Source organism: Peribacillus simplex (assembly GCF_001578185.1).
Lineage (GTDB): Bacteria > Bacillota > Bacilli > Bacillales > DSM-1321 > Peribacillus > Peribacillus simplex_A.
Genome location: NZ_CP011008.1, coordinates 4,263,255 through 4,286,076 on the forward strand (window position 1 = coordinate 4,263,255; position 22,822 = coordinate 4,286,076).

Genomic DNA, 22,822 nt, shown 5'->3' on the forward strand with positions numbered 1-22,822 from the left:
CCTCCTTTGATAAGTGATCGATTTCATCATTTATTTGTTTAGCTATTAGAATATGATAAAATTTATCCGTTCTTCCTTTTGACCTACTTGCTAAATTCAGCAAGTAAAATATTTTTAAAAGGATTAGGACTGTCAGCGCTACCCAAACTGTTCCAATTGACAGCCAACGTATGCTTGCCTCCAAGTGTACCCCCAACAAGAGTAGTAAACCCTAGAATGCCACCTGTGTGTCCCCATATCGAGACACCGTTCGGAAGCTTAGTTTCATAGATTCCAAGACCATATCCATCGATTCCTTCTTTTCCTGTAGGGACTGTAGTAAGCATTTGTTTTAGTTGTTGTTCTTTCAGTAATTTGCCACCGAGCAAGTAAGAGAAGAATTTGTTTAAGTCGTCAGCAGTAGAAATCATATCTCCAGCAGAGCTACCTGCACTTGGGTTATAATAAGTAACGTCTTTTAGCTCACTTGTTCCGTCTAGTTGGACATATCCACGGGCATGGTTGGTGCCTGGAATAACGCTTGAATTGCCAGGTAGGAATGTATTCGACAATTCAAGTGGTTCAATAATCCGATTTTCAATCTCTTCCGCATAGCTGTTTCTAGTTACTTTTTCAATAAGAATACCCAGTAATACGTATCCTGTGTTTGAATAAGACCACCCCTCTCCTGGGTCAAAGTCTGGAGGCAGAGAAACCCCCATCTTCACTAACTCTTCAGCCGTATACGATTTTTTTGTATCCGTAAAATCAGCGTCTTTTGACCTTGAGTATTCAGCGATACCACTTGTATGGTTCAATATCTGCCGGATGGTAATCTTGTTACCATCATATCCATTTCCTTGAATGGCACCAGGCAGCCATTTTTCGATGGAGTCGTCTAGATTCAGGCGGTTCTCTCCAGCTAATTGAAGTACAACTGTTGCGGTGAACGTCTTCGTCACACTGCCAATGCGAAAGCGAAAATCTGTTTTCATTGGTTTTTTGGTTCTCAGATCCGCAATCCCAGCGGCATAACCCCACGTTTTTCCACGCTCAGAAGTTTTAGCAAGTATCCCCGGGTATCCAAATTGCAATGTATCCCGCATTGCTTCCTTGACGGAACTACAATCTCGTTGGTTGCTTGTTTGTAATGAACTAGATACATTTTGAGTGGGCTCTGCTTTTACAATTGAGGTTGGCGTTGTATATAACAGGGAACTTCCAGCTATTAAAAGGGCCAGACTTGCAAATGTAATTTGCCTACGTATTTTCATAAGGCATTCCTCTCCTCTATTAATATTGTATAGGTGGTTGCTTACTGTTCCTTACCTCCTGACAAGGCTTAGGGAAAAGGCCCTCACTCATATAGATTAAAGCCCCAGTACAAAGGTATCTATCAATATCAACAATTTGAGCCATTTAAATCTACACCCCTTCTATAACAAAATTATTTAAAGGTATGAAAGCATATTATGTATCCTTAGTTATTGCTAGATTAACGCAACATGAGACATACCACCCAACCCATATTTTACCTTATTTATCCATAATATGCATTAAGAAAGAATGTAAATTCGAATCATTTCCGTACCCAAACTATTGATCGTCTTTTTCACCAATTATAATTAGATATTTAGAATTTCATTATAAAAAACTGTAAAAAAAATAACCAATCCCTTAACATATAGGAAGCGGTTGAAAAATGTGTCTAAACGTACAATTTTCTTTTTTTGATATGGTGACCCTATCGCCAGCAAGCTAAGGTTTTGAAGTACCCCCAGAACGAAATTTTGGACTTTCTTGTAACTTATAAGCTCAATTTATCGTTTTGGGAGTGACCTATTTTCTTGGCTTGATGGGCATGTGGGTGCACCCTGTATAGAAAAAGTTCACATTATATTTAAAAGAGGAATTAAAAAGTTTTATTCGTGTCTTAACGTTGTAAATCCACATTTTCCTGACAACACTACAAAAAATAAAAGAGCTATTCAAATTTAACTAGTTGAATAGATCCTTTATTTTTCATTCATTATCATCCTAAATACTGTCTAATCTAAAAATCCTTTTTAGAAAAACAAGAGTCCTAGTGAAATAACAATACCACTTACAAAAAGAGTCAATACACAGTAACCCATAATATCTTTTGCCTTTAGACCAGCAATAGCAAGAGCAGGGAGTGCCCAGAATGGTTGGATTAGATTAGTCCATGCATCTCCCCAGGCAACCGCCATAGCCGTTTTTGGAATGGATACATCAAGTGCTGTCGCTGCATCCAGCATGACAGGCGCTTGAACCGCCCATTGACCTCCACCAGAAGGTATGAAAATATTGACCAATCCTGCACTTAAAAACGCAAATAACGGGAATGTAAATTCATTAGATATTGAAACGAAACCATTAGATATAACAGTAGCTAAACCTGATGCTGTCATCATACCCATAATCCCCGCATAAAAAGGGAATTGGATGATGATCCCACTAGCTCCTTTTACTGCATTAACCACAGCCTCTAAAAAGTGTTTTGGAGTACCATGAAAGAGAATTCCTAAAAATAAGAATAAGAAATTAACAATATCAAGATTTAGTTTAAAACCGTTAAGTACAAAATAATAGAAAAGAAAAACAATCCCTAATATCCCAATTGATAGAGAGATAATCCGGCTATTCTCAAGCCTCTCAGCAGGAGTCAAATCCTCTTTTTCAATAGTAGCTGCCTGGACATCATCCTCTAGGAGAGCAAGATCTACAGTCACTGTTTGTTCCTTTGAAGGCATCATGAATCGATTAACTAATGGAACGATTATGATTAAAGCTATAACAATAAAAAGATTAAAACTAGAAAATATCGTTTCACTTGTTGGGATAATACCAATTAAATCTTCGGAAAAGTGGCCTGGAGTAGCAATAGTCAATGGAGTTGATCCAGATATTCCACCATGCCAGATGAGAAATCCAGAATAAGCACTCGCAATTAAAAGGCGATAATCAACATTTTCTACTTTTTTCGCTAATTCTTTAGCGAACAAAGCCCCAATAACAAGTCCGAATCCCCAGTTTATCCAGCTTGCTACGAGAGAAACGACACTTACAATAATAATTGCCTGACCTGGAGATTTAGCCATAGATGCAAGAGCACCTAATCCCCTTTTAAAAATTCTGCTACTAGCTAATACATGTCCAGTTACTAAAACAAGAACCATCTGCATAGCAAAAAGAAGCAATCCCCAAAATCCATTTCCCCAATGCTGAGCCATCTGATAAGGCCCGCTATCGGTGAAAATAAGTCCCAATCCAAACACAACAAAAGTTAAAATAATAACAAATATAAATGGATCGGGTAAATACCTCTGCATAACACGATTAAAAAAGGCTACCATTACTTTCAACTTTTTATCCTCCTTTTTAAAATCAGCCCCCTTTGTAATTTCTACAATTATTAACATATTCCTCTATCTATCCGTGAAGCTCGATTTGCTTCAGGTATAGGTTGTGTTCATTGTGGAAGTAAATCTGTTAAACAGTTGAGAAGTTAAGATGTTAACAGGGTTAGTCCATAGAAAGCAAAAACGCTCAGAGCCTTTTCACTCTAAGCGTCATAATTAAAAGGGACCTTTATTCCATTAAAGCTCCCGATTATTGAATAAAAAAATCAAATAAACAAGGATAAGATAATTAAAAGCTTTGAGTTCAATTTCCAGAAGTGCTAAGAGATAAATAGTCTGTCTGTGAAATAACATCTACTTCTTGTCCATCTTTTTCGTAAACGGTTAAACTACCTTCTCGCTCTTTTTTCTCCCAACCCCATAGTTTAATGATTGCTTGGTACCTTAAAGGCAGACCATTTTCTTCTGAAGCGGGGCCCCAGTTATAAGCTACCAGTTTACTCTTATTAGCTGTTATTTCAGCAGTTTTGGGTACTGGAAACCCCTCGAATTTTTCTGATTCCTCATAAGAAAAAAAAATTATTAAGGGAATGCAAATTAATAAAGCAGTTAATGCAATTAACCCACCTACTATTTTTTTATTAATCTTTGTTCATCCTTCCACGTTGTTTTTTATTGAATTCAAAATCACAACAAAATCTTCTAAATTTCTTTCACCGTTAAACTGCCCTTTTGTTGAATAAGCTTCTGTACATACAATACCATAAAAAGTAAATCCCCCCCTCCTCTTTTTATAAGCAACAATCCTTACGAAAAGAGCCAAAGGAAAAGAAAAGCCTTGCAGCTGGCGGATAACCACTCCAGAACTTCTGCAAGGCTTTTTTCTTTTAGGCAGTGCCGAAAATGGGCATGGCTTGCTACTTTGTTTTGAATCGGGTCCTGTTGACTCAAAAGCTTCCGACTAATTATTTTTTAAAACGTTGAAATATAATCTTATTCAAGGGAGTATATTTCTTAAAAGTCCTAATCATATAATGCTAAGGGGGAAACAAATGAATGACATCTACCCCAATCACAGGGAAGTTTATCTTGAAGCCATTGATAAAGCCTTAGAAAAAGGTCTAGCTGCTAAAGAAGTCGTCTGTTCTATTACGACAGGTTTTCGAGATATTCCATCCATCCGGACTGCACCGGGGCTTAATCCTTACCACGCTTCAGTAGCTGATATTGGCTACGGATTTGATTCAGTACGTGGAACAATCATGAGGATACAACAAGGAGAATCCATTTCTCTTGCAAAGGATATGCTTGTGTTTGAACTTGATACACTGCGTATTAGCGAAAAACAATTAAACCCTAATTTTGAACTAGCAATAACAGGTGCGAAGCCGGATACTTTTTATTTGATTGAACAAAGTAGATATTTAAACCGCCAAATCGCAGAATCAATCAAAGAAGCGATACGTCTCGGCAAAGCCTTTCTTGGACCTGAATGGAAGATCATTCGTACACGAATCCAGAATATTCAGGCAATCCCGCGTCTATAGGAAGGAGAGAAGAGCATATTGCCTACTTCACAACCCTTGGAAATAAGTATGGTAGATCACCAACATTTGATGGAATGGTGGAAAACAACGGAGTCAGCTAAAATAGTGGTTCAACATTTAATTTCGTTGATAAGTGAACTTCGGTTGCACCCGGAATCCAGTCACGCAGATGGAATGGTTCTTTTTTATCGGGCCGCTTCCGAAATTTCATACGGTTACGCCGGGACACGCGGATGCATCCGAAGGGCTTTTACAAGTGAATATTCTTATGCACTCAGGAAAAATATGGTGATGTGTCATAGCTTCGCACAAAAATACTCAGTTGATACGAAAGTTCTCCTTGAGCGTGTAGCAAAGCAAATCACAGGACCAAACGCCCTCCAATTGGTAGACCGCATGAGGGAAAAATTAATTGAGAATGACGTGATGTTAAGTGATATGGCTAAAAGAGCTCAAGCTTTCTTTGGAAAAGAACCCTTCCAGTCCATTCAAATGGAAGTGAAGCAATCCAATACATTGGCAAGAGAATAGTCTTAGGCTACCCAACCCTAACTAAAAAGAAAACGTCAAGTAGCCCTAAATTTACTACATGAGTGGTGTATTTTGGGCCTACTTTTTGTTTGTTTCATTTTTCACTCTGCATATAGAAGGTAAATCAGATGACCGCGGCAAAACTTTATCTATCTTTCCTTTATACATTAGATCTATGTTTGGTAGAGATTCAAACAAATAGTGGAAATAATGATAGGGACTTACAATGTAAATAGCATTAGACCTATAATAATTAAAAATGAAAAAGGAACCTTTTGAGACATTTATCTATCACCTTGGTATAAAGAATGAGGTGAGAAAGAATAGAACTATTATCAATACTATTAAAAAATCGATTGAACCATAATCATGTAGATAATCGTTCCACCCGCAATAGAGAGAAGCATCTGTTTCTTCCAAAAGTGAAGCAGAGCTACCGTAACTACTCCAATAAATTCAGGGATACCGTGACTACCGGATAATAGGCTTACATCTTTGAAGCAATATATTACTAACAGTCCTAATGTCGCCAAAGGTAACACTTTGCCAAGATACTGAACATATGCTGGTGTGGGTTTACCCGATGGGAAAATAGCGAATGGAAGAAACCTTGTTAGCATTGTCCCTAAGACCACCATAGCAATCGTGATGATCTGTTGCGTTAAACTCATCATCATATTGTGACCTCCCCCTTTTCTATCGGTTTTCTAAGAATGGTCAGCATCCCCAAAATAGCGGCCATAGCAGGGATGATGAAAGTGTTTCCCCCAAAAATAATAAGGCTTACTGTCGAAAGTCCAAGCCCCACGAGCGCAATTTGGTGTTTTTTCTCTTTCATCCATTGTTCAATGAAGATTACGACAAAGAGAGCAGTCATAACAAATTCAAGCCCTTCTGTGTTAAAATGCACAAGAGATCCAAAAACTCCGCCTATTGTTGCTCCTAAAACCCAATAGAAATGATTGAGAAGAGTTACAAAAGTCATAAACCAGACCTTGTCTACATCTTTTGGAACATTAACGGTACCATTAATGGAAAAAGATTCATCGCACATTCCATAAATCAGATAATATTTTCTCTTCCCTGTTCCCCTATACTTATCAAGCATGGAAATACCATAAAATAAATGGCGTGCATTCACCATTAAAGTTACAAAAAGGGCATTAATCGGATTGAACGCTATGAGCAATAAATTAGCTGCAACAAATTCCATGGATCCCGCAAATATTGTAAGACTCATTATAATTGGGTAAATTGCACTGAAACCCAAAGAATTCATATAAATTCCATAAGCAATTCCCAAAAAAACAAATCCTGCAAAAATCGGAATTGTAAAAGGAAAGGCCGAACGAAATGCCATCCATATTTGATTTTTTTTGTTCATATGATTCACATCCTAAGAAGTTAGTATTTTTTCAAATTTAACACATTAAATCCATACACTAAACAAGAACATTGTATGGAATACAATGTTCTTCACTGGTGGTTCTAATAGATTTTTTTACTTTCTTATGGCAATAGACTCTTTTTTAGAGACGTTCTTTCAAAATTCACAAAATCCATACAATAATGCTATTATTGTATGAAAATGTTGAGAGAGGTGACTTATGCCAGTAAATTCATTTGATAATTATCCAATGTCCTGGAAACCTGATAAGAAAGCATTGAAACGTCCTTTTTACTATTCAATTGCATCTTTACTTGAACAAGATATTATAGAAGGCTTTTTAGCACCTGGAACAAAGTTACCCCCACAACGAGAATTGGCAGACTTTCTTGACCTAAACTTTACAACTATTACGCGCGCCTACAAATTATGCGAGTTTAAGGGTTTGATTTATGCGGTTACTGGAAGGGGGACCTTCGTTGCTCCTAATGCAGCTCGTTCCATTACCATTTCTACAGATAAAAGCACAAACAATATTGATCTTGGTTTTGTAGCCTCTTTTGAGCAAACCAATAATATTGTTGCAGAGAATATAAAGACGGTTTCAGATAAAAGTTATTTGGACCAACTACTGAATTACAATGATCCGACAGGTATCCCTCATCAAAAAAAAGCAGGGCTAAATTGGATGGAATCATTCGGCATTAACGCAGACACAGAGCATGTAGCCATTGTTTCTGGAGCCCAAAACGCATTGGCTATTACATTGACTGCGTTGTTTAAGCCTGGTAATCGTATTGCAATCGATTTACATACATATTCAAATTTTATCGAGTTAGCAAAATTGCTTCACATACAATTAGTACCCATTCCCGGAGATCAATTTGGAATGCTGCCAGACGAACTTGAAAAGCAATGTTCTCAAACAAAGATTCACGGTATTTTTCTAATGCCTTCTTGCTGCAATCCTACCACTGTTATGATTTCAGATTTCAGAAAGCATGAATTGGCGGCAATCATACGTAAATACCGTTTAATTTTGATTGAGGATGATATTCATGCCTTCCTAACAGCAGGCATTATCTCTGATTATCATCAACCCATGTTTAATTTACTTCCAGATCAGACCGTTTATATTTCTGGAACCTCTAAATGCATTTGCTCAGGATTAAGAGTCGCCTTCATGGTCTATGGGGATGCTTTTCGCGAGAGTATTTTACAAGCTATTTTTAAGATCAATGTAAAGACGTCCTCTCTAGATGCAGAGATAATCACGGAGCTTATTTTATCAGGAAAGGCTCATGAAATTGTTTCCCAAAAGAAACAGCTTGCACAGGCTGCAAATGATATTTATTCGGAATATTTCCCTATCGGAAATCCTATGGGACATCCCTTTAGCTTTTATCGTTGGCTTTCTATCCAAGAACATATAGATCCGTTACAGTTGGAAACGGATTTAAGAAAAAAGGGCATTCGAATTTTTCATTCCGATCGTTTTCTTAGCGGATCGACAATACCCAATAAGTATTTGCGTGTTTCACTTTCGTCAACAAACTCATTAGATGAGTTGAAAATTGGATTAGAAACACTTAAAAATTATTTGGATAGTTTATAAAGGCTAAAAGCAACAAAAAAGAGCTCACCATATGAGGTGAACCCAAAAAGCTAGACACCTTATTTAATTAGGCAGCCTTGAGGGCATGAACCCGGTAAACTACCGGGCTCATGCCTCTTTATTTCACATTGATTCGTTAATGCTTGCAGTAATGGATATATTCTTCTTGTTTGAAATGCACCATGCTTTCACGTTACACTCCTTCCTCACTACGACATCGGGGCAATCAAAGAAGATCACGTCATCATCCGGAACCTATTCACCCAACAAAAACAAGAACTAACCAATTGGGACTCCATCGTCCTCTCCCTTGGCCGCGTACCCAACACAGAGCTATTCGAAGAAATGAAAGGCCATGCTCCCATCGTGAAGCAAATAGGGGATTGCCTTGGTCCGCGGACGATAGAGGAAGCTACTCATGAGGGGATGATGAGTGTTATTAGTTTATAGGGGAAAGAGACATTCCTTTGGGGATGTCTCTTTTTTTTGATTATATAGGTTAGGCACGACTGGATCATTGGTTTTAAAATGTATTCTTTTCAATCCATTTTGTATATAATACTATACATAAGAGGTGAAATATTTGAAAAGAGAAAAAGTAAAAAACAACGTGCGATATTTTCGAAGATTACATGATTTTACCCAAGAAGAACTTTCGGATCGAATAGGTGTACACAGACAAACCATCGTTGCTTTGGAAAAACAAAAATACGAACCCTCAATAGGAATTGTTTTAATGCTCTCTGCTGTATTAAATGAACCAATCGATAAATTATTCTTTTTAGAAGAAAAAAAAGATTAAATTCAGGAGGGATCTTTATGCGTTTAAAAAAGTGGATGATTTTAGTTGGTTATATGTGCTTATTCTTAGGCTTTGGATAATCATGTTATTCAATTTTTGTAGATGAAACAGGAAGTAATTTCTGGATTATGTGGGGGATAGCTTCTCTTGTTATGGGTTATCAAGTAATTAATTTCTTAGTCAAGAAAAAAAACGATAAGTGGAACGATAGTTACGTTGTTGCAGATCAACGTGTTTTTCGTAAAATTTTAGTTTCTCTCTCTATATCATATGTTTTTATTCTGATTTTTTTATTGATTGGAACAATTGGATTCTATAATGATTTCATTTCAGGCTATAATATTTTGGTCGGAGCTATTATTTCAAGTTTGTTGGTTTTTATGATTTCTCAAATTGTGCAACGCTTTGTACACTAATCCAAATAAAACTTCATATAGGTTGTAAAAAAGTTAGTGACAACGTATTGGCATTTGACTTTGGAGGTGACTGGCCCGGCATGGAAGCAGCCATTAATCTTGCCGAAAAATGCCATTAATAGCAATCCACCCTAGTTCAAAAACATAAAAAACCACCATACAAAGGTATAGTGGTTCAAAGCAAACTAAGAACTTCTTTAAATACTTTAGAAGGCTGATGTAATAGTAACTCAGTACCTATTACTCGTTCCTGACTATCATTCCTGATGAATAAGGTTTGTTTCTCTTTATCCAAATAGATTTCAATTCCTTTAAAAGAAAAAGTCACTACTCCTAAGGCTTCGTCCAAAACCTTGTTGTCCAGGTTAATCTCAATCTGACCTGAAATCCTTCTCAACATCCTCCAAAGAGTGGTTTCTTGCTTGTTTTTCATGTACAGCTCAGGCAGCTCTTTCGCATCGTTTAGTAAAGAAAGAGTTGTCATCATATACGTTGCTATGCCATATTTCACAGGACGGATAACCTGCTTTGTATTCTTCCAAACCTCCATAAAGAAACGGACAGAATCTTTTTCAGTAGCAATTCGCTTGATTTCTCCATACTCTCTAACACCGTTCTCCCCAAGTTCTGAAGTCGTATAAAGTGCGACATATTTTGCTTCTTGCCAGCCTTTTTTTAGGCTATTAACAGGGATCTGATAGTAGCCCTGCTGAATAAAGTCTCGATAAATTGCTTCGTTCGAAACCGTTCCGACAAGTACTTTTTCTTCTAATGTTGATTCCCATTCCTCTTTCGTTCCCCTAGGTAATATCCCTTCACGCTGTATTTCCTCAGGACTTTTTTCAATGAGGCACTCTAGGAATCGCTCGACCATATCGGTAGCGTTTGGCAAAAATGGCAAACCGCCAATATTGACTTTATCAATACTCTCATAAAAACGATGATCTTTATAACTTTGCTCATCTCCCCAAGGAAACAACACATACGCTCCAAATGCTGTCCGCTCATATGGACCATTACTCATCGAAACGAGTGAATCCCTATAGCGGTGCATCGTATTAATATCATCCTCCACCGGTCCCGGCGTTTTATAATGGGATTGATAATAGCTTTCAGGTTGTGCATAATCAATTCGGTATTTGGCATCAAATACATAATTATAGCGGTGATTCTTGCCTTTTTTCTCAATCGTCAACATTGAATCTGGCTTTTGAGGAATGGTCGGTAAATCTTTCTCATATTTTTGATAGATTAGTTCAATCTTTTCCTTAGTTACTGGGTGCTCAAAGACTCGTTTTGCTGTTTGGTTCGCCTCTAAATTCACGAACAGCCCATCTCGGTTCACGCTGACAATATCCTGACTCAACAAGGTATACTTACTGCTCAAAATTTGTCCTAGCTTTAAAAAAGTCCAGTATTCATATAAAGTAGCGACATCCTTAACAGACATTTGATATAGCTTTCCTTGCAGCATAAGGCCTTTTGAGACCGTTAAATAAATTTGAAAGGCATCTCGATAACCTGGTGCCATTTGCAGAACCAAGCTCATCACCGATCGATCAAGTCTGCCAATCGATCGCCAAAAGACATTGATCTTCCTTGACTCAAGCTGCTGTTTCATTTGATTCAGCCGTAACAGAAGTTCCGCATCAGGCTCTTCCTTCCAGCGCTTATTCTTATTCATTAAACGCCCAACAAATCATCAAACTTATGAATCAGCCTATCCATCATCCATTTCACATAACGATTTTCCATCGTATCGTAACGCAGCTCTTTTTTAGGCTTAACCCCTTCACGCGGCATCATTGTTTTCCCTTGAATTCTAATTCCATTCTCCACTTCCATAAAAGACTGACTCCGTTTTTGCAAATCCTTCCGTGTATAAGAATCAGTCTTGCTGAGCTGATCGCCGCGTGCTTTTACATATGTTTTTTCTAATACATGATGCGGCTGCCTCTCTATTCGGTTAACAGCCTGAATAAACTGTTTAAAATGCTTCGTCATCAAACGATAGAATTCAGCCCTGCTTGGCTTGCCTTCAAGTTTGATGTTTGCCCCTAAATACGTTTTCCGGATAAAGTGAAAAGCCAAGTTATAAATCTCATCATTCACTTCCTCAAGCAGCTGTCGATAATCTTTTTGATAATCCAATTTAACCGGAAAAATTTCAATCGTTACTTCCACTAACGTTTGTGCACCTGAACGAACTTCAAAAGTCGTATACCCTACCTCATTTTGAAATTGAAGATTCCCTGTTAAAAGTGACATTCCACTCAATTCCATACGAGATATTGCCTGGCGTAATATAGGATGTTCATGGTAAAAGTCCAGCTCTTGATTTTGTTTTGAAATGATAAGCACTTGATATGTCCCATTTTCAAAGAAAATTGGCCGCACCTGCTGGGATTCAGTTAACTTTCCTAATTCAATATCATAGACTTCAACACTTTGAACGTCTTCTCCTGAAACAGAAAATTCCATTAGATCATGATAATCCATCTTACGATATTGTTTTAACCCCTCGTACCGGTGATGATACGGCTTTCCATTAATCACTAATGAATATGCCGCTGCCTCTATTTTGACCAAGTCGACATCATCAGGAGATCCAGAAGGATGTGAAGCCATCATCTCGTAACCTCCTAAGCATCTCTACTACTTTACCGGCACTTATCGGATATCTCGCTGTACGTATACTGATTTCATTACTTTCCTCATCATCAATATATTCTTTTGTAGTAAACAAACGATATAAACCCTCTAATAACCTTTCTACCCGGGTATCACTGCCTGAAATACGCGGCAGGATCTTTTGTAAAATACAATGATCAAATGCATTCTCAAAATTCATCAATTCACTGTCTTCGTTATAAGCAAGATAGAAACATATCTCATCTCGAACCCGATAACCGATATGGGCATTGGTAAGCTGCAATGATTGATTGACATCTTCCAAGTCTGCGGTAACCTTTTCAACAAGCTCCTGATTCCCCAAATAAAGATCCTTTAAGTGCAAATATTTCGACCGGAACATATGATTCTGAACCAATTTTGCTTCCACTTCCACCTGCTCTTCCAGAAATGCAAGATTCGATAATTCCACCCGGTTGAACTCAATCGTATTTGCCCGGTCGAGCACCTTTTTACTAAAAGGATGTGTCGTTTCGTCCATATTGACAGTTCCAATAACATAAAGGTTCACAGGCAGCCTAATATCCCGCTTCGCCATTTCAGCAGAAAGAAGTGCAGAGGTAACCATCTTCCCATCCTCCCACTTACGGCTCTCCATCACGCTCAACACATCGCTAAAATAATGCTCCACCCGCGCTAGGTTCATCTCATCCAACAAGACAAAATAAGGATCATCCGGATTCTGTTCCGCTTTTTCAATCACAGTCGTAAACGGACCTGGCTTAAAGTCTCCCTTAATATCCACATACCCAAGCAAATCCGAACCATCATTCCAATCCGGACGAATCGGAATCAACGTAAATTGTCCATTCACCTCAGTAGCTCCCACACTCTCTGCAAACCACTGAACAATCTTCGTCTTCCCTGTACCAGAAATACCGGAAAGGATTACAAATGGCTTTGTTTTCAGGGATAAGAACAAATTGGTGACTTCTTCTTTAGTGTAGTAAAAACCTTTGGCTGTAATGTAAGAATGGATGTGGTTAATTAGGTCTTTGGAGGAGATATTCATATAAGCTCTATCCTCTTCTTTCGTTAATATGATGGGATCATTTAATGAATAGCTAATAAGTTTATTTCTAATCTCTTCAGGAAATTTCCCAGAAAACCGCTCAAATAACCTATTTAAAAGTTCTTCAGAAACTGAATAAAAATAGCCTTGCTTAAGATCTCCATTACGGTCGAAAGGTCCATTTTCTTCTTTTATACGCCATTCCAATGGAATATCTTCTTTAGTAAATGGCGATTCTAAATCAAAATACTTCATCTCTAAAATTATTCCGTCTCTCTTCCATCCATGGCTGACCATTTCAGAGGGCTGATCTCCTGCCTCTGCATTTTTTTGAACAATACCAATTGATCTTACTTCTTGGAGAGAGTAACAGAATACTAGGTCCCCTTCCTCCGCTTTCAATAAATCAGTATGATAGGATATTGCTCGATTTTGTTTTGACTTTTGCGGTGCCCATAAATACCCTCCCATTTTTTGCTCATTGTATGCTTTTCCTTGATTTACCCACCAAAATTTTGTTTCCTGTTTTTTATTTATTATTTTAACTTGATATACATATGGCCTATCAGTTTTATAAAAATCAATAAACTCAGCTGCTTCTGATGGTGTGATTACTGGCTTTTTGGACTTTTCTATTTTATGTTCAGAAATATATTTAAAGGAAGATTTAAATTGATGTTTCATCAGTTCCTTTAGTTCTTTATTTGAGTCATATCGGAGCTGTAGCGCATCCTTGGATTCATCCCGTTTATTATTCACAAGATTTGCTAGATATGATTTATCATCTATGATTAATTCAACATTTTTTTTATTCCCATTTTTTAAGTACTCACCATTTGCATCTGCAAAATCCTCATGAAATTCAGACGGAATATGGGAGCCATACTCAAAAATCGACCAATCTACTTGTTTTCTGCCAATTAAATTTTTAAGGTTATCAACCTTTTCCCAACTTCTTACATTTTTCACAAAAGATTCCACCTTGAATATTTTATTTTTAAAATTCGGGTTAAATAATTGATAAATTAATATATCTGCTTTCGGTCTTTTGACAAGTATCTTGATCTTAATACAGTACCCCTGGATACTATTCTATAATACAAGTCGTTTTGTATTTTAATTTTTGTTTGATTTTTTTTATAAATTGGGAACTATAAAATAAAAATTGAATTTGAAAGGGAGATTAGTTCATGACAGATAATCATACAGTTTCCCAAAGAAGAAAAAATATGCAGGCTATTAAGTCCATATCTAAATTAGAAGAGATCGTAGCTAAGGAACTTTGGAGAAATGGTATTAGGTATAGAAGAAATGTTAAAACATTATTTGGAAAACCAGATATAGCTATAAAAAAATATAAAATAGTGATTTTTATTGATTCTTGTTTCTGGCATTGTTGCCCCATTCATGGAAACATGCCTAAAAGCAACTTGGATTATTGGGAGAATAAATTATCTAGAAATAAAAAGAGAGATGAAGAAGTAACTTCCTATTATATGGAACAAGGCTGGCATATTCTAAGAATATGGGAGCATGAAGTTAAAAAAGAATTAGATTTAACCATCCAAAAAATAATTAGAGAAATATGTAATGCAAAAGAACAAAAAAATAAAAATTATCATCTTACCAAATAACAGGAAAAAAGTATGGACTCTAAATAATTCAAATAAATCCCATCCGCAAATCAGAGTTGTGGATGGGATTTAAGTATTTTGTTTATTGTACATATTACGATAAAACTTCCCATCCTTCTTTAACTGCCCGTTGATATAATGCATAGAGCACTTTTGACTGTTTTTCGGATGGTAAAGGAATTTTGCCATCTGTATATTTTTTTAGGATGTCCCTTTGTGTAATTGTAAGCGATCTAAAGTTATTATTGCTCATATAATACCCAAAAAGTTGGACCCAAGTTTCAAAATCAGTTTGAACAACAAACATTTGAATTTCAATACCGTTTTCTAATTCTTTTTGTTTCTTTCCTGATTTTTGTTCATATTTTGCTTCTTCAGTAGTGACAACCAATTTTTTCAACAGTATCAAATCGATTTCGATACCGCGGATATCATTCCAGCATTGCTCTTTTTTACACCATTGGGCGATATTAGCAGAACCGTGTGGAGGATTTGTAATCCTCTCGTAAATTTTCTTTGTTATAACCTTCATTATTTCTTTCAATTCAACTGGTAATCGTTGTTCATCCCATATTCTACCAAAATCTAAAAATAGATTCCTTTTTTTAATAGAATGAGAGAGCAATGCGATTGAATAAGCCACGGTTTGTGCTCTGAAAGCATTTTGATACCAAGATGCCTTGGAAACAATTTTTTCTGTGGCCCGGAATAGAATAACCCTTGCTACTGCATCCTTAAAATAATTCTCTGTGATCGCCAGCTCATTTTTCTCTAATGTATTTGTAACCGAATTAGCATATTCCTCAAAGCTGTATTGGGCACCCTTCGAAACAATATGCGGTTTCCGGTCCCAAGAATTTTCGCTTTTCGCCAGGAACGTCTTTTCGATCAGCTGTTCCTTTGGATTTTCAATTTGGAACTGTTTTTTCTTAGCAGGCGTTAAATAAGCCTGCTCATTTAAATATTCCCCGCGCACTCTTTCATAGAACCAGTGAGTGCGTTTCTGAGAACCTCCGTGAGCAGCCACCCAAATGCGCTTAGAGTAATCTTTCATTTCTTTGTGGAACGGACTATTAGAAAAGAAGTCAGATTTGTTCACTTTGTTTTGAGTATTAGCATACTGTGACACGCTCGATACAAACTCACCTTTTTTCTCAATATTATTAACAACTGATAATTTCATTTGGACAGATACATTTGAAATATCCAGTTTTGAGTTCTTTTTAGCAGCATAGATAGCAGAAGTTGTTTGACCGCCATTTACTATTTGAAAATCGGTTATTTTGGTGATATATCCATTTTTCGTTTCAACATGTGTTGCGGTTGCAGTAATTCCGTTATTATAGGCGAAAAACATATCAGGTTTAAACTCAATAGTATTTCTTATTCCTTTATTTACCCCGCCTCTAAATTGTAAAAAAGTACGAACATTTTGCTCAAGAAGTTTTTGTCCGTATTCATCGTATATATTAAATAATTGTTCGCCGTCCATAATCCCTAAATATGATTGATATTCATTCGATTGGTTATGGACTTCTAGATATGGTATATTCAAGTCAATTTCATAAGAACCAGAGGCATTTTCAGACATAAAGATACTATATAAATAGTTTATATCTATAATTTTATGTTCATAAACAATACCTTCAATCGACTCATTTGGTATACGTGAAATGGTACCTGTCAACTTACCATCAGTTAAAATAATCAAACGAAATTTATCAATTAACTTGTTATGCACATTCCTATGTACATTAAATGCCAAAGAATAAGCTTCAGACGTCTCCTCTAAGTCATTATGTAATCCTGCCATACTTAAGGAAGCAAATTTTTTCAATCGGTTAAACTTTGTAGTTACATGGTGTCTAGTTAATGTTTCAATTGTATCATCCTGAAAGAATTGAAAATTAATCAGTGTAAATATTTTTCGATCCTCATCATAATCATATCCATAAACTTCGCATCCCGTTTTAATAAATTCCGCCATTTCGTAATTATTTGTTAAGTCCCCCACTTGCATGAGATCTTCACATACTAATTCGAAAAATGATTGAGCTTTCATTAATCCGCGGCTTTCTGAATCAGAAAGGATAGATTGTAAGAAGTCTTGATGGAACTCTTGTAAAGTTATCATTAATTACACCCCCCTTCCTTTATAAAATCGAGTTAATACTCACCTTAAATTGTGAACAGCCTGATAAATCAATACTGTATTTCATGTTTGTAATCAATGGAGAAACGTGATGTAAAGCTATATTAGGAAATCCATCTCTTACTTCATAACCGTTAACCTTCTCCAATAGAAACTTTGATAAGGATTCCTGCGCTAACTCTGGAAAATAACCATATCGTTCAACCTTCTCAATAAACTCGGTTGAAATGCTTTCATTTTCAATTTGTCCCGTAATCGACTGGACTAAATCAGCAATACTCTCACCGCTGCCTGATTCATTTAAAGCACAGGCGAACAGATATAAAGGTTTTTTTTCTGAATTCAGTTGTTCCTTGGATGAAATCCAGACAGAATTACCTGATGTCATTCTAAAGGACTTCACTTCAATCGCTAAATTCTCAAATAGAAAGTCTTGTTTATCCCCAAGCGCACCAACCCAGCCATGGACCCCAGTAAAATATCCATAAACAGGAATAATGTAATCTCGTAAAACCTTTAATTCACTAAATAAACCCATCTGTTCTTCTTTTGACATTATTCTAAAAATCGATTTTCGTAATAAGTTCTGCCAGCGTTCTAGCCTTTTCATGACATTAATAATAATATCTTCATCATGTTCCTTAAATACATTTATTAAATCATTGCATAGGATAAAAAAAATCTCCCAATCTTTCTGTTCTTTTAATAGTAAAATAAGTTTATTTGGTGCGGAAGTATGATCAAGTTGAATTTGAATACCACTCAGTTTAATTTCTCGAATTGGCGCCATAAAGTCTTCATCACATTGGATCATTAATCCATATTGATTTAGGGCATCTACAATCCAAAAAGCATTGTATTTGATAGATTCTTTAACTCTAATCCTACTCAGCCGGTCTAAATTTAACCAGGGATTATTCTTCGTCGAGGACAATGTCTTCACCATATTCACCATTTTCATCTTTATATGCTTCTTCCAGCTGCTTTTTATATACACTATTAATTTTTACTTTTAACGATTTAGTAAATGTATCTTTTAAAATCGGGAAACTGATACTGAAGCCAACAGCATTGATTTTATCCTTATCATTCTCAACTTCTAAAGCGTGTAAAAATATTAATGGTTTAACCAATTTCTTACGCATTTTATGTGAATTTAATTTTTTAAATTTATCCTGCATAATAATTCTTTCTGGATTTGCCCTTGAAAGCTGTCTATTGGTTACTTCGTAATAACCTGCCTTATTTTTCACAGTACGGAATTGTCGCTTCACTTTTATTGAATCAGCCTGGAATGCCGCCTCACTTTTACCATTGAATAAGACCACATCCCAATCTAAATTACAATTTTCAATATATTCTTTAATAAATTCAATTGGCATTCTTGATTTTAAACCTAGAGGGTCATTTTTGTACAATTGAAAATTGCAAACGAATTTTTGAATAATACTCTTGTCAACATTTTTCCATACGTGACTACCAGTATCTAAGTGTTCATAACCGCCATTTTGTAAGGCTATTATGCTTTCTTTTAATAGAATTTCATTTGCATCGAGATCTTCTTTTATATTGCTAATCCATCTAGTTTCTTTAAACTGTCCATCTAGATTCATCTCTAAATACATATCTTCTGTATATTTTGATTTATTACGGGCGGTAACTTGGAGCAAACTATCTGGATGCAATTGGACGGCCAACCCGAAGTCTTTCGGTGTTAGATTTTCCTCACGCATATCATTTAATCGATTGACTAATTCATTCGTAGCATCAATGATAAAACCAAACTTCTTATTCATATCATCGGTTAAGTACACTCTGCAAATATCTTCATAGCCAATTCGATATCCAAACCAACGGCCCATTTGCATTAATGTATCATAGTAAATAGTTGTTCGTAAGAAGTAACTAACACTTAGCCCCTCTAATGTAAAACCACGGGAGAGGCTTAAACCGCCAACAACTATAACATTCGATTGAATATCTTTTCGATACGCTAAGGGTATTTTTGCTTTTTGATGCACGTCCACAATCTGTATTGAATCTACTATTAGGGACACTTCTTTTAATATTGTTTCGAAATCAAATTCGATATCTTTTAACCTTCCATTGAAGGTATCTTTCATTGCCTTTAAATCTTGAGAATACTTACAAGGATCAGCTAAGTTTCCAAACGCTTTTATCTTAGCTTTTAAATCCTCAAAGTAACTGGCTACAAGTTTCTTGACCCGAATATGGACGTTGGTGAATCTTGAAATATGAATTAACATACTATTATGTTTCTTTTGATTACGTAAATTGCGAATACCAATATTAATTACAAATAAACGAACGGCATCATATAAGCTCTCAGGTAGTCGTTTTAAATCACTGTCATAGTCGACTTTATGCTTTATGAAAAAAGGGATTTTATTTATCGGATATGAGACATTTTCATCAAACTCAAAATCCACTTCAGTATTAGGAATTTCTACTACATACTTTTCATTATCTTTATTAAAAATCTTTTCCGCACCAAAGTAATTAGATGGTGCATCTAAAGCATATATAAAATCACTCGGAAACAAATCTTTTCCTATGTAATCATTATTAGCATCATGATCAATGAAGATGTTAGCATATGGTGTAGCGGTATAGGCAATATAAGCACTTTTTTTAAATTTTTGTAATAATAATCGGATTTTCTCATTAATAACGGTTGGATTTTCTTCTTTTTTTGTATTAATAGACGCATAATCAGATTCATCATCAATAACCAGCATGGCTTTATCCACTTGATTTTTATAATGAATATCTAACCATTCCAAAAGATGGGATAAGGTTTGTGTATGTTTTTTGATAACGACTAAAATAGGCAGCTGCATATTCTCAAAGTTTGTTGTTCCTCTTGCTCTTGCGGTCTCAATTTTGAAGTCATTTTCCGCATTTGTAAGACTATCAGGCATTTTCTCTCTTTTAAAACCAGATAATTGTCCTACACCTTTGTAATTCGTTCCTACAAATACTTCGTCTAATCTCGTTTGTGTCTGGTTTCGTAAGTTATTTTGTCCGCCTGCGATGACGACAATAAAACGATATCCGGCATCCGCAGCCTTACAAATTAACGCAGCATAGTTGGAGGTCTTCCCTGATTGTACATGCCCTACAACCATCCCGTATCTTGAAAAATCATCTAAATCAGGGTCAGCTAGATTATTCATAATCGCATCTGTATCTTCATTAATGGTTTCAAGTACTTTCCCCGGTAAGTCACCTTTCATGTAATTCATATAATTGTTTAGATAATAGTTATCTGATAATAATTGTTTTTTACCCGTCCACCAAGTCAAGTCTCTCGTCTTTTGTTCTTCTCCTGTTACAAGAATCCCAGTAGTGATCCGGACGTTGAAAGATTGTTCTAACTCAATTCGGATATATTCCCATTCTTCTTCAGTTAACTTGCGTATATTATTTATATCTTTAATCCCTAAAATGATCTTTAGTACCTGAGGTGACGTATCAGTGATCACTGTTTTCCATTCCTCAATCTTGTCCTGGATGGTATCTTCTTGCAAACTACTTTGTTCTTCAAGTGTTCCTGCAATCTTTTCTTTTACATGCTTATACATAACATAATGATCATTCTCAGTGTTGGTTTGCATTTTCAAAAAAAACCTCCTTATTTTTATAAACTTCCGTCTTAAGTAATTCTTTAATGAAGGCTTCGCTAATACCCTTTGAACGCCAATTATCCACAAGAGTTTTAATCTCATTTTCATTAATTAGTGTTTCTTGGTTTACTTTTAGTGGATTCGAGTTCAACTGAGCTACAATCGCATCTAGAGGCAGATAGCTTTCTAAACCCATTAAAATAACATTTAATAAATGGTGTTGGTCTTCTCTTAGTGTATCTTCTAGATTTTTGATGATCGGGTGCTCTCGATTTATGGCAAAATGAATTTTATTATCTTCCGCAACCAGCTCCCAAAATCTAGTGGTTGTCTTGTCTTCAATCTTCTTGCCTCTGCCAGTAAAAGGTCTTGACCCCTTGACTGTTACTTGCTGAATGATACGCTTTAGGTCGTTCTTTATTTCACTTACCGGATTGGCCGATGATTTTTTTATATCAATGCCCCACGCTAAATCTTGATTATTAGGTATATCTATTTTAATACGTACAAGCTTATGTGCATCGTTTATTCTATGCATACCCCACCATGTACCATGTATCAGCAGACGATGGGCACGATATAAATAAAATCCCTGAGATTTAGTGTAACCATCTTTTGTAGCGTATTTGTCAAATTCTTCTTGAGATAATTTCGAATGGTGTGGTAATATATAGGGTTGCACGATTATTTCTGAATTTAAGTATTTAATTTTTTCTGCTACCATTTGCTGCGTTGCTATATGTCTCGGGTTAAATGGATTATATGGTTCTAATTTTTGACCATTAACATGAATTGTCAATGCCTTCTTACCTGGTACGACCCCTTCTAAAAAGCAATGAAATACTAAAGATAAATGACTTCTTAAAATTTCTAATTTATCAGGTATGTCTGAATCTGGAAATGAATCGATCCTGCGCCATACAACTAATGTCCCACTTTCTTGTTTCATAAACTCCTCAAATAAAGGAATATTTTCGTACTCATTTATGTCTGGAGTTATTAGTAACCACTCATTTTTTTTTGAAATGTAGTGCAAGTCCCATTGTTTTAGAGAAACTTCCCCTTTCTTTTTTGATAAAACCGTTAGGTCTGTACATTGTGAAAAAGATGCAGTTTTTAATCCCAATCCAAACTTACCTAAATCAGCTCCTTCTCTAGGAGAATCAGGATCATTTGCCGCTAAACGCATAGCTTCAATAAGTTCACCATTAGACATACCTTTACCATCATCCAATAATGTAAAAACTGTATTAGGATTTGGAATACAAGCAATTTGTATATTGTTTGCTTTTGCTGTTATGCTATTATCAAGCACATCTGCGACAGCCACTTCAAATGTATATCCAATATCCCTCAAAGACTTTATAAAATTTGTTACTATTGGTTGAACTACTTCCGTTTTCAATACCTCACCAACCTCTTATATTATCGATTACTAATTTAACAGCTCCATAGTTTTAAAATTTTTAATTTATAGTAAAATTTGTCCATATTATTAATCTAACATTGACTATAATTTACTGCTACTAAAACTCCAATAATTTTTATTAACACCATTTTTATAATTATAAATTTTCTAGAATGTTATCTTAGTTGCTTATATGAAAAGTGTACACAAAGAAGAAAGGGCTGTGACAGATAACCAAACTCACCTTATTAAATCCAAATCAAAATTATTAGAAATCGTTTCTTATGAACTTGGAAAAAGATATTGGATGTAAAATATAGTACTTTGGGTTTTTAATCAATTCATGTATCTAGCATTATTGCCCCATTCATGTCAATTATCCTAAAAATTACTTGGATTATTGGGAGAATAAATTATCTAGAAATAAAAAGAGAGATGAAGAAGTAACTTCCTATTATATAGAAAAGGGCTGGCATATTCTAAGAATATGGGAGCATGAAGTTAAAAAGGAATTAGATTTAACCATACAAAAGATAGTTAGAGAAATATGTAATGCAAAAGAACAAAATTAGAATTGATAAAAATAGTTAACTTATGTCTTATAAAACAAAACCCTCC

The 22,822-nt window shown here is 35.7% G+C and carries 17 protein-coding genes and 1 pseudogene; 7 read left to right on the forward strand and 11 right to left on the reverse strand.

Annotated features, from left to right (window positions below; all coding sequences use genetic code 11):
* Positions 1-83: 83 nt before the first annotated feature.
* From UP17_RS19945 to UP17_RS19955, 3 genes are all read right to left on the reverse strand, one after another.
* Positions 84-1,253 carry a serine hydrolase domain-containing protein gene (locus tag UP17_RS19945; protein WP_061464667.1) on the reverse strand — a complete coding sequence of 390 codons (1,170 nt, stop codon included), beginning with the start codon at positions 1,251-1,253 and terminating at the stop codon, positions 84-86.
* Positions 1,254-2,045: 792 nt separating this feature from the next.
* On the reverse strand, positions 2,046-3,356 hold the full coding sequence (locus tag UP17_RS19950) for a short-chain fatty acid transporter (RefSeq protein ID WP_434218703.1): 1,311 nt from the start codon (positions 3,354-3,356) through the stop codon (positions 2,046-2,048).
* A gap of 658 nt (positions 3,357-4,014) precedes the next feature.
* The gene (locus UP17_RS19955; RefSeq protein ID WP_061464669.1) at positions 4,015-4,221 is read right to left on the reverse strand and encodes a hypothetical protein; all 207 of its coding nucleotides are present in this window, start codon (positions 4,219-4,221) and stop codon (positions 4,015-4,017) included.
* Positions 4,222-4,414: 193 nt separating this feature from the next.
* On the opposite strand from UP17_RS19955, the gene UP17_RS19960 reads away from it, so the two are divergent.
* Both UP17_RS19960 and UP17_RS19965 read left to right on the forward strand, forming a co-directional pair.
* Positions 4,415-4,909 carry a hypothetical protein gene (locus UP17_RS19960; RefSeq protein WP_061464671.1) on the forward strand — a complete coding sequence of 165 codons (495 nt, stop codon included), beginning with the start codon at positions 4,415-4,417 and terminating at the stop codon, positions 4,907-4,909.
* Between the two features lie 18 nt (positions 4,910-4,927).
* Positions 4,928-5,440 carry a hypothetical protein gene (locus tag UP17_RS19965; RefSeq protein WP_250211703.1) on the forward strand — a complete coding sequence of 171 codons (513 nt, stop codon included), beginning with the start codon at positions 4,928-4,930 and terminating at the stop codon, positions 5,438-5,440.
* Between the two features lie 344 nt (positions 5,441-5,784).
* On the opposite strand, the gene UP17_RS19970 is transcribed toward UP17_RS19965, so the two are convergent.
* Entirely contained in the window at positions 5,785-6,117 is a 333-nt protein-coding gene (locus UP17_RS19970) for a branched-chain amino acid transporter permease (RefSeq protein WP_061464673.1), read from the reverse strand.
* Complete coding sequence (gene azlC, locus UP17_RS19975) at positions 6,114-6,824, reverse strand: azaleucine resistance protein AzlC (RefSeq protein ID WP_061464676.1); 711 nt, start codon at positions 6,822-6,824, stop codon at positions 6,114-6,116. Before azlC ends, UP17_RS19970 begins: the two co-directional genes overlap by 4 nt.
* Before the next feature lie 223 nt (positions 6,825-7,047).
* Between azlC and UP17_RS19980 the strand changes: the two genes are divergently transcribed.
* The 3 genes from UP17_RS19980 to UP17_RS19990 all read left to right on the forward strand — a co-directional run bounded on the left by UP17_RS19980 (position 7,048) and on the right by UP17_RS19990 (position 9,660).
* Entirely contained in the window at positions 7,048-8,442 is a 1,395-nt protein-coding gene (locus tag UP17_RS19980; protein ID WP_061464678.1) for an aminotransferase-like domain-containing protein, read from the forward strand.
* 583 nt (positions 8,443-9,025) lie between these two features.
* Complete coding sequence (locus tag UP17_RS19985; RefSeq protein ID WP_061464680.1) at positions 9,026-9,244, forward strand: helix-turn-helix transcriptional regulator; 219 nt, start codon at positions 9,026-9,028, stop codon at positions 9,242-9,244.
* Between the two features lie 128 nt (positions 9,245-9,372).
* Positions 9,373-9,660, forward strand: coding sequence for a hypothetical protein (locus tag UP17_RS19990; RefSeq protein WP_061464682.1), 288 nt, complete (start codon positions 9,373-9,375; stop codon positions 9,658-9,660).
* Positions 9,661-9,835: 175 nt separating this feature from the next.
* Here UP17_RS19990 and UP17_RS19995 read toward each other — a convergent pair.
* A pseudogene (locus UP17_RS19995) lies at positions 9,836-12,288 on the reverse strand (DUF2357 domain-containing protein).
* Positions 12,260-14,332: an McrB family protein gene (locus tag UP17_RS20000; RefSeq protein WP_061464684.1), complete on the reverse strand. Its 2,073-nt coding sequence runs from the start codon at positions 14,330-14,332 to the stop codon at positions 12,260-12,262. The pseudogene UP17_RS19995 and the gene UP17_RS20000 overlap by 29 nt, the downstream one beginning before the upstream one ends.
* Before the next feature lie 221 nt (positions 14,333-14,553).
* On the opposite strand from UP17_RS20000, the gene UP17_RS20005 reads away from it, so the two are divergent.
* Positions 14,554-14,997: a very short patch repair endonuclease gene (locus UP17_RS20005; RefSeq protein ID WP_061464686.1), complete on the forward strand. Its 444-nt coding sequence runs from the start codon at positions 14,554-14,556 to the stop codon at positions 14,995-14,997.
* 94 nt (positions 14,998-15,091) lie between these two features.
* On the opposite strand, the gene UP17_RS20010 is transcribed toward UP17_RS20005, so the two are convergent.
* From UP17_RS20010 to UP17_RS20025, 4 genes are read right to left on the reverse strand one after another with little or no spacing between them, the layout of a single operon-like run.
* Positions 15,092-17,131 (reverse strand): AIPR family protein, encoded by a 2,040-nt coding sequence (locus tag UP17_RS20010; RefSeq protein ID WP_061464688.1) that lies wholly within the window; start codon positions 17,129-17,131, stop codon positions 15,092-15,094.
* A gap of 19 nt (positions 17,132-17,150) precedes the next feature.
* Positions 17,151-18,110, reverse strand: coding sequence for a PD-(D/E)XK motif protein (locus tag UP17_RS20015; protein WP_250211705.1), 960 nt, complete (start codon positions 18,108-18,110; stop codon positions 17,151-17,153).
* Positions 18,064-20,787: a Z1 domain-containing protein gene (locus UP17_RS20020; protein WP_061466191.1), complete on the reverse strand. Its 2,724-nt coding sequence runs from the start codon at positions 20,785-20,787 to the stop codon at positions 18,064-18,066. The genes UP17_RS20015 and UP17_RS20020 overlap by 47 nt, the downstream gene beginning before the upstream one ends.
* Positions 20,771-22,201, reverse strand: a complete 1,431-nt coding sequence (locus UP17_RS20025) for an ATP-binding protein (RefSeq protein ID WP_061464690.1) — start codon at positions 22,199-22,201, stop codon at positions 20,771-20,773. Before UP17_RS20025 ends, UP17_RS20020 begins: the two co-directional genes overlap by 17 nt.
* A gap of 395 nt (positions 22,202-22,596) precedes the next feature.
* On the opposite strand from UP17_RS20025, the gene UP17_RS28985 reads away from it, so the two are divergent.
* The gene (locus tag UP17_RS28985) at positions 22,597-22,776 is read left to right on the forward strand and encodes a DUF559 domain-containing protein (protein WP_250211706.1); all 180 of its coding nucleotides are present in this window, start codon (positions 22,597-22,599) and stop codon (positions 22,774-22,776) included.
* The last annotated feature ends 46 nt before the right edge of the window (positions 22,777-22,822 follow it).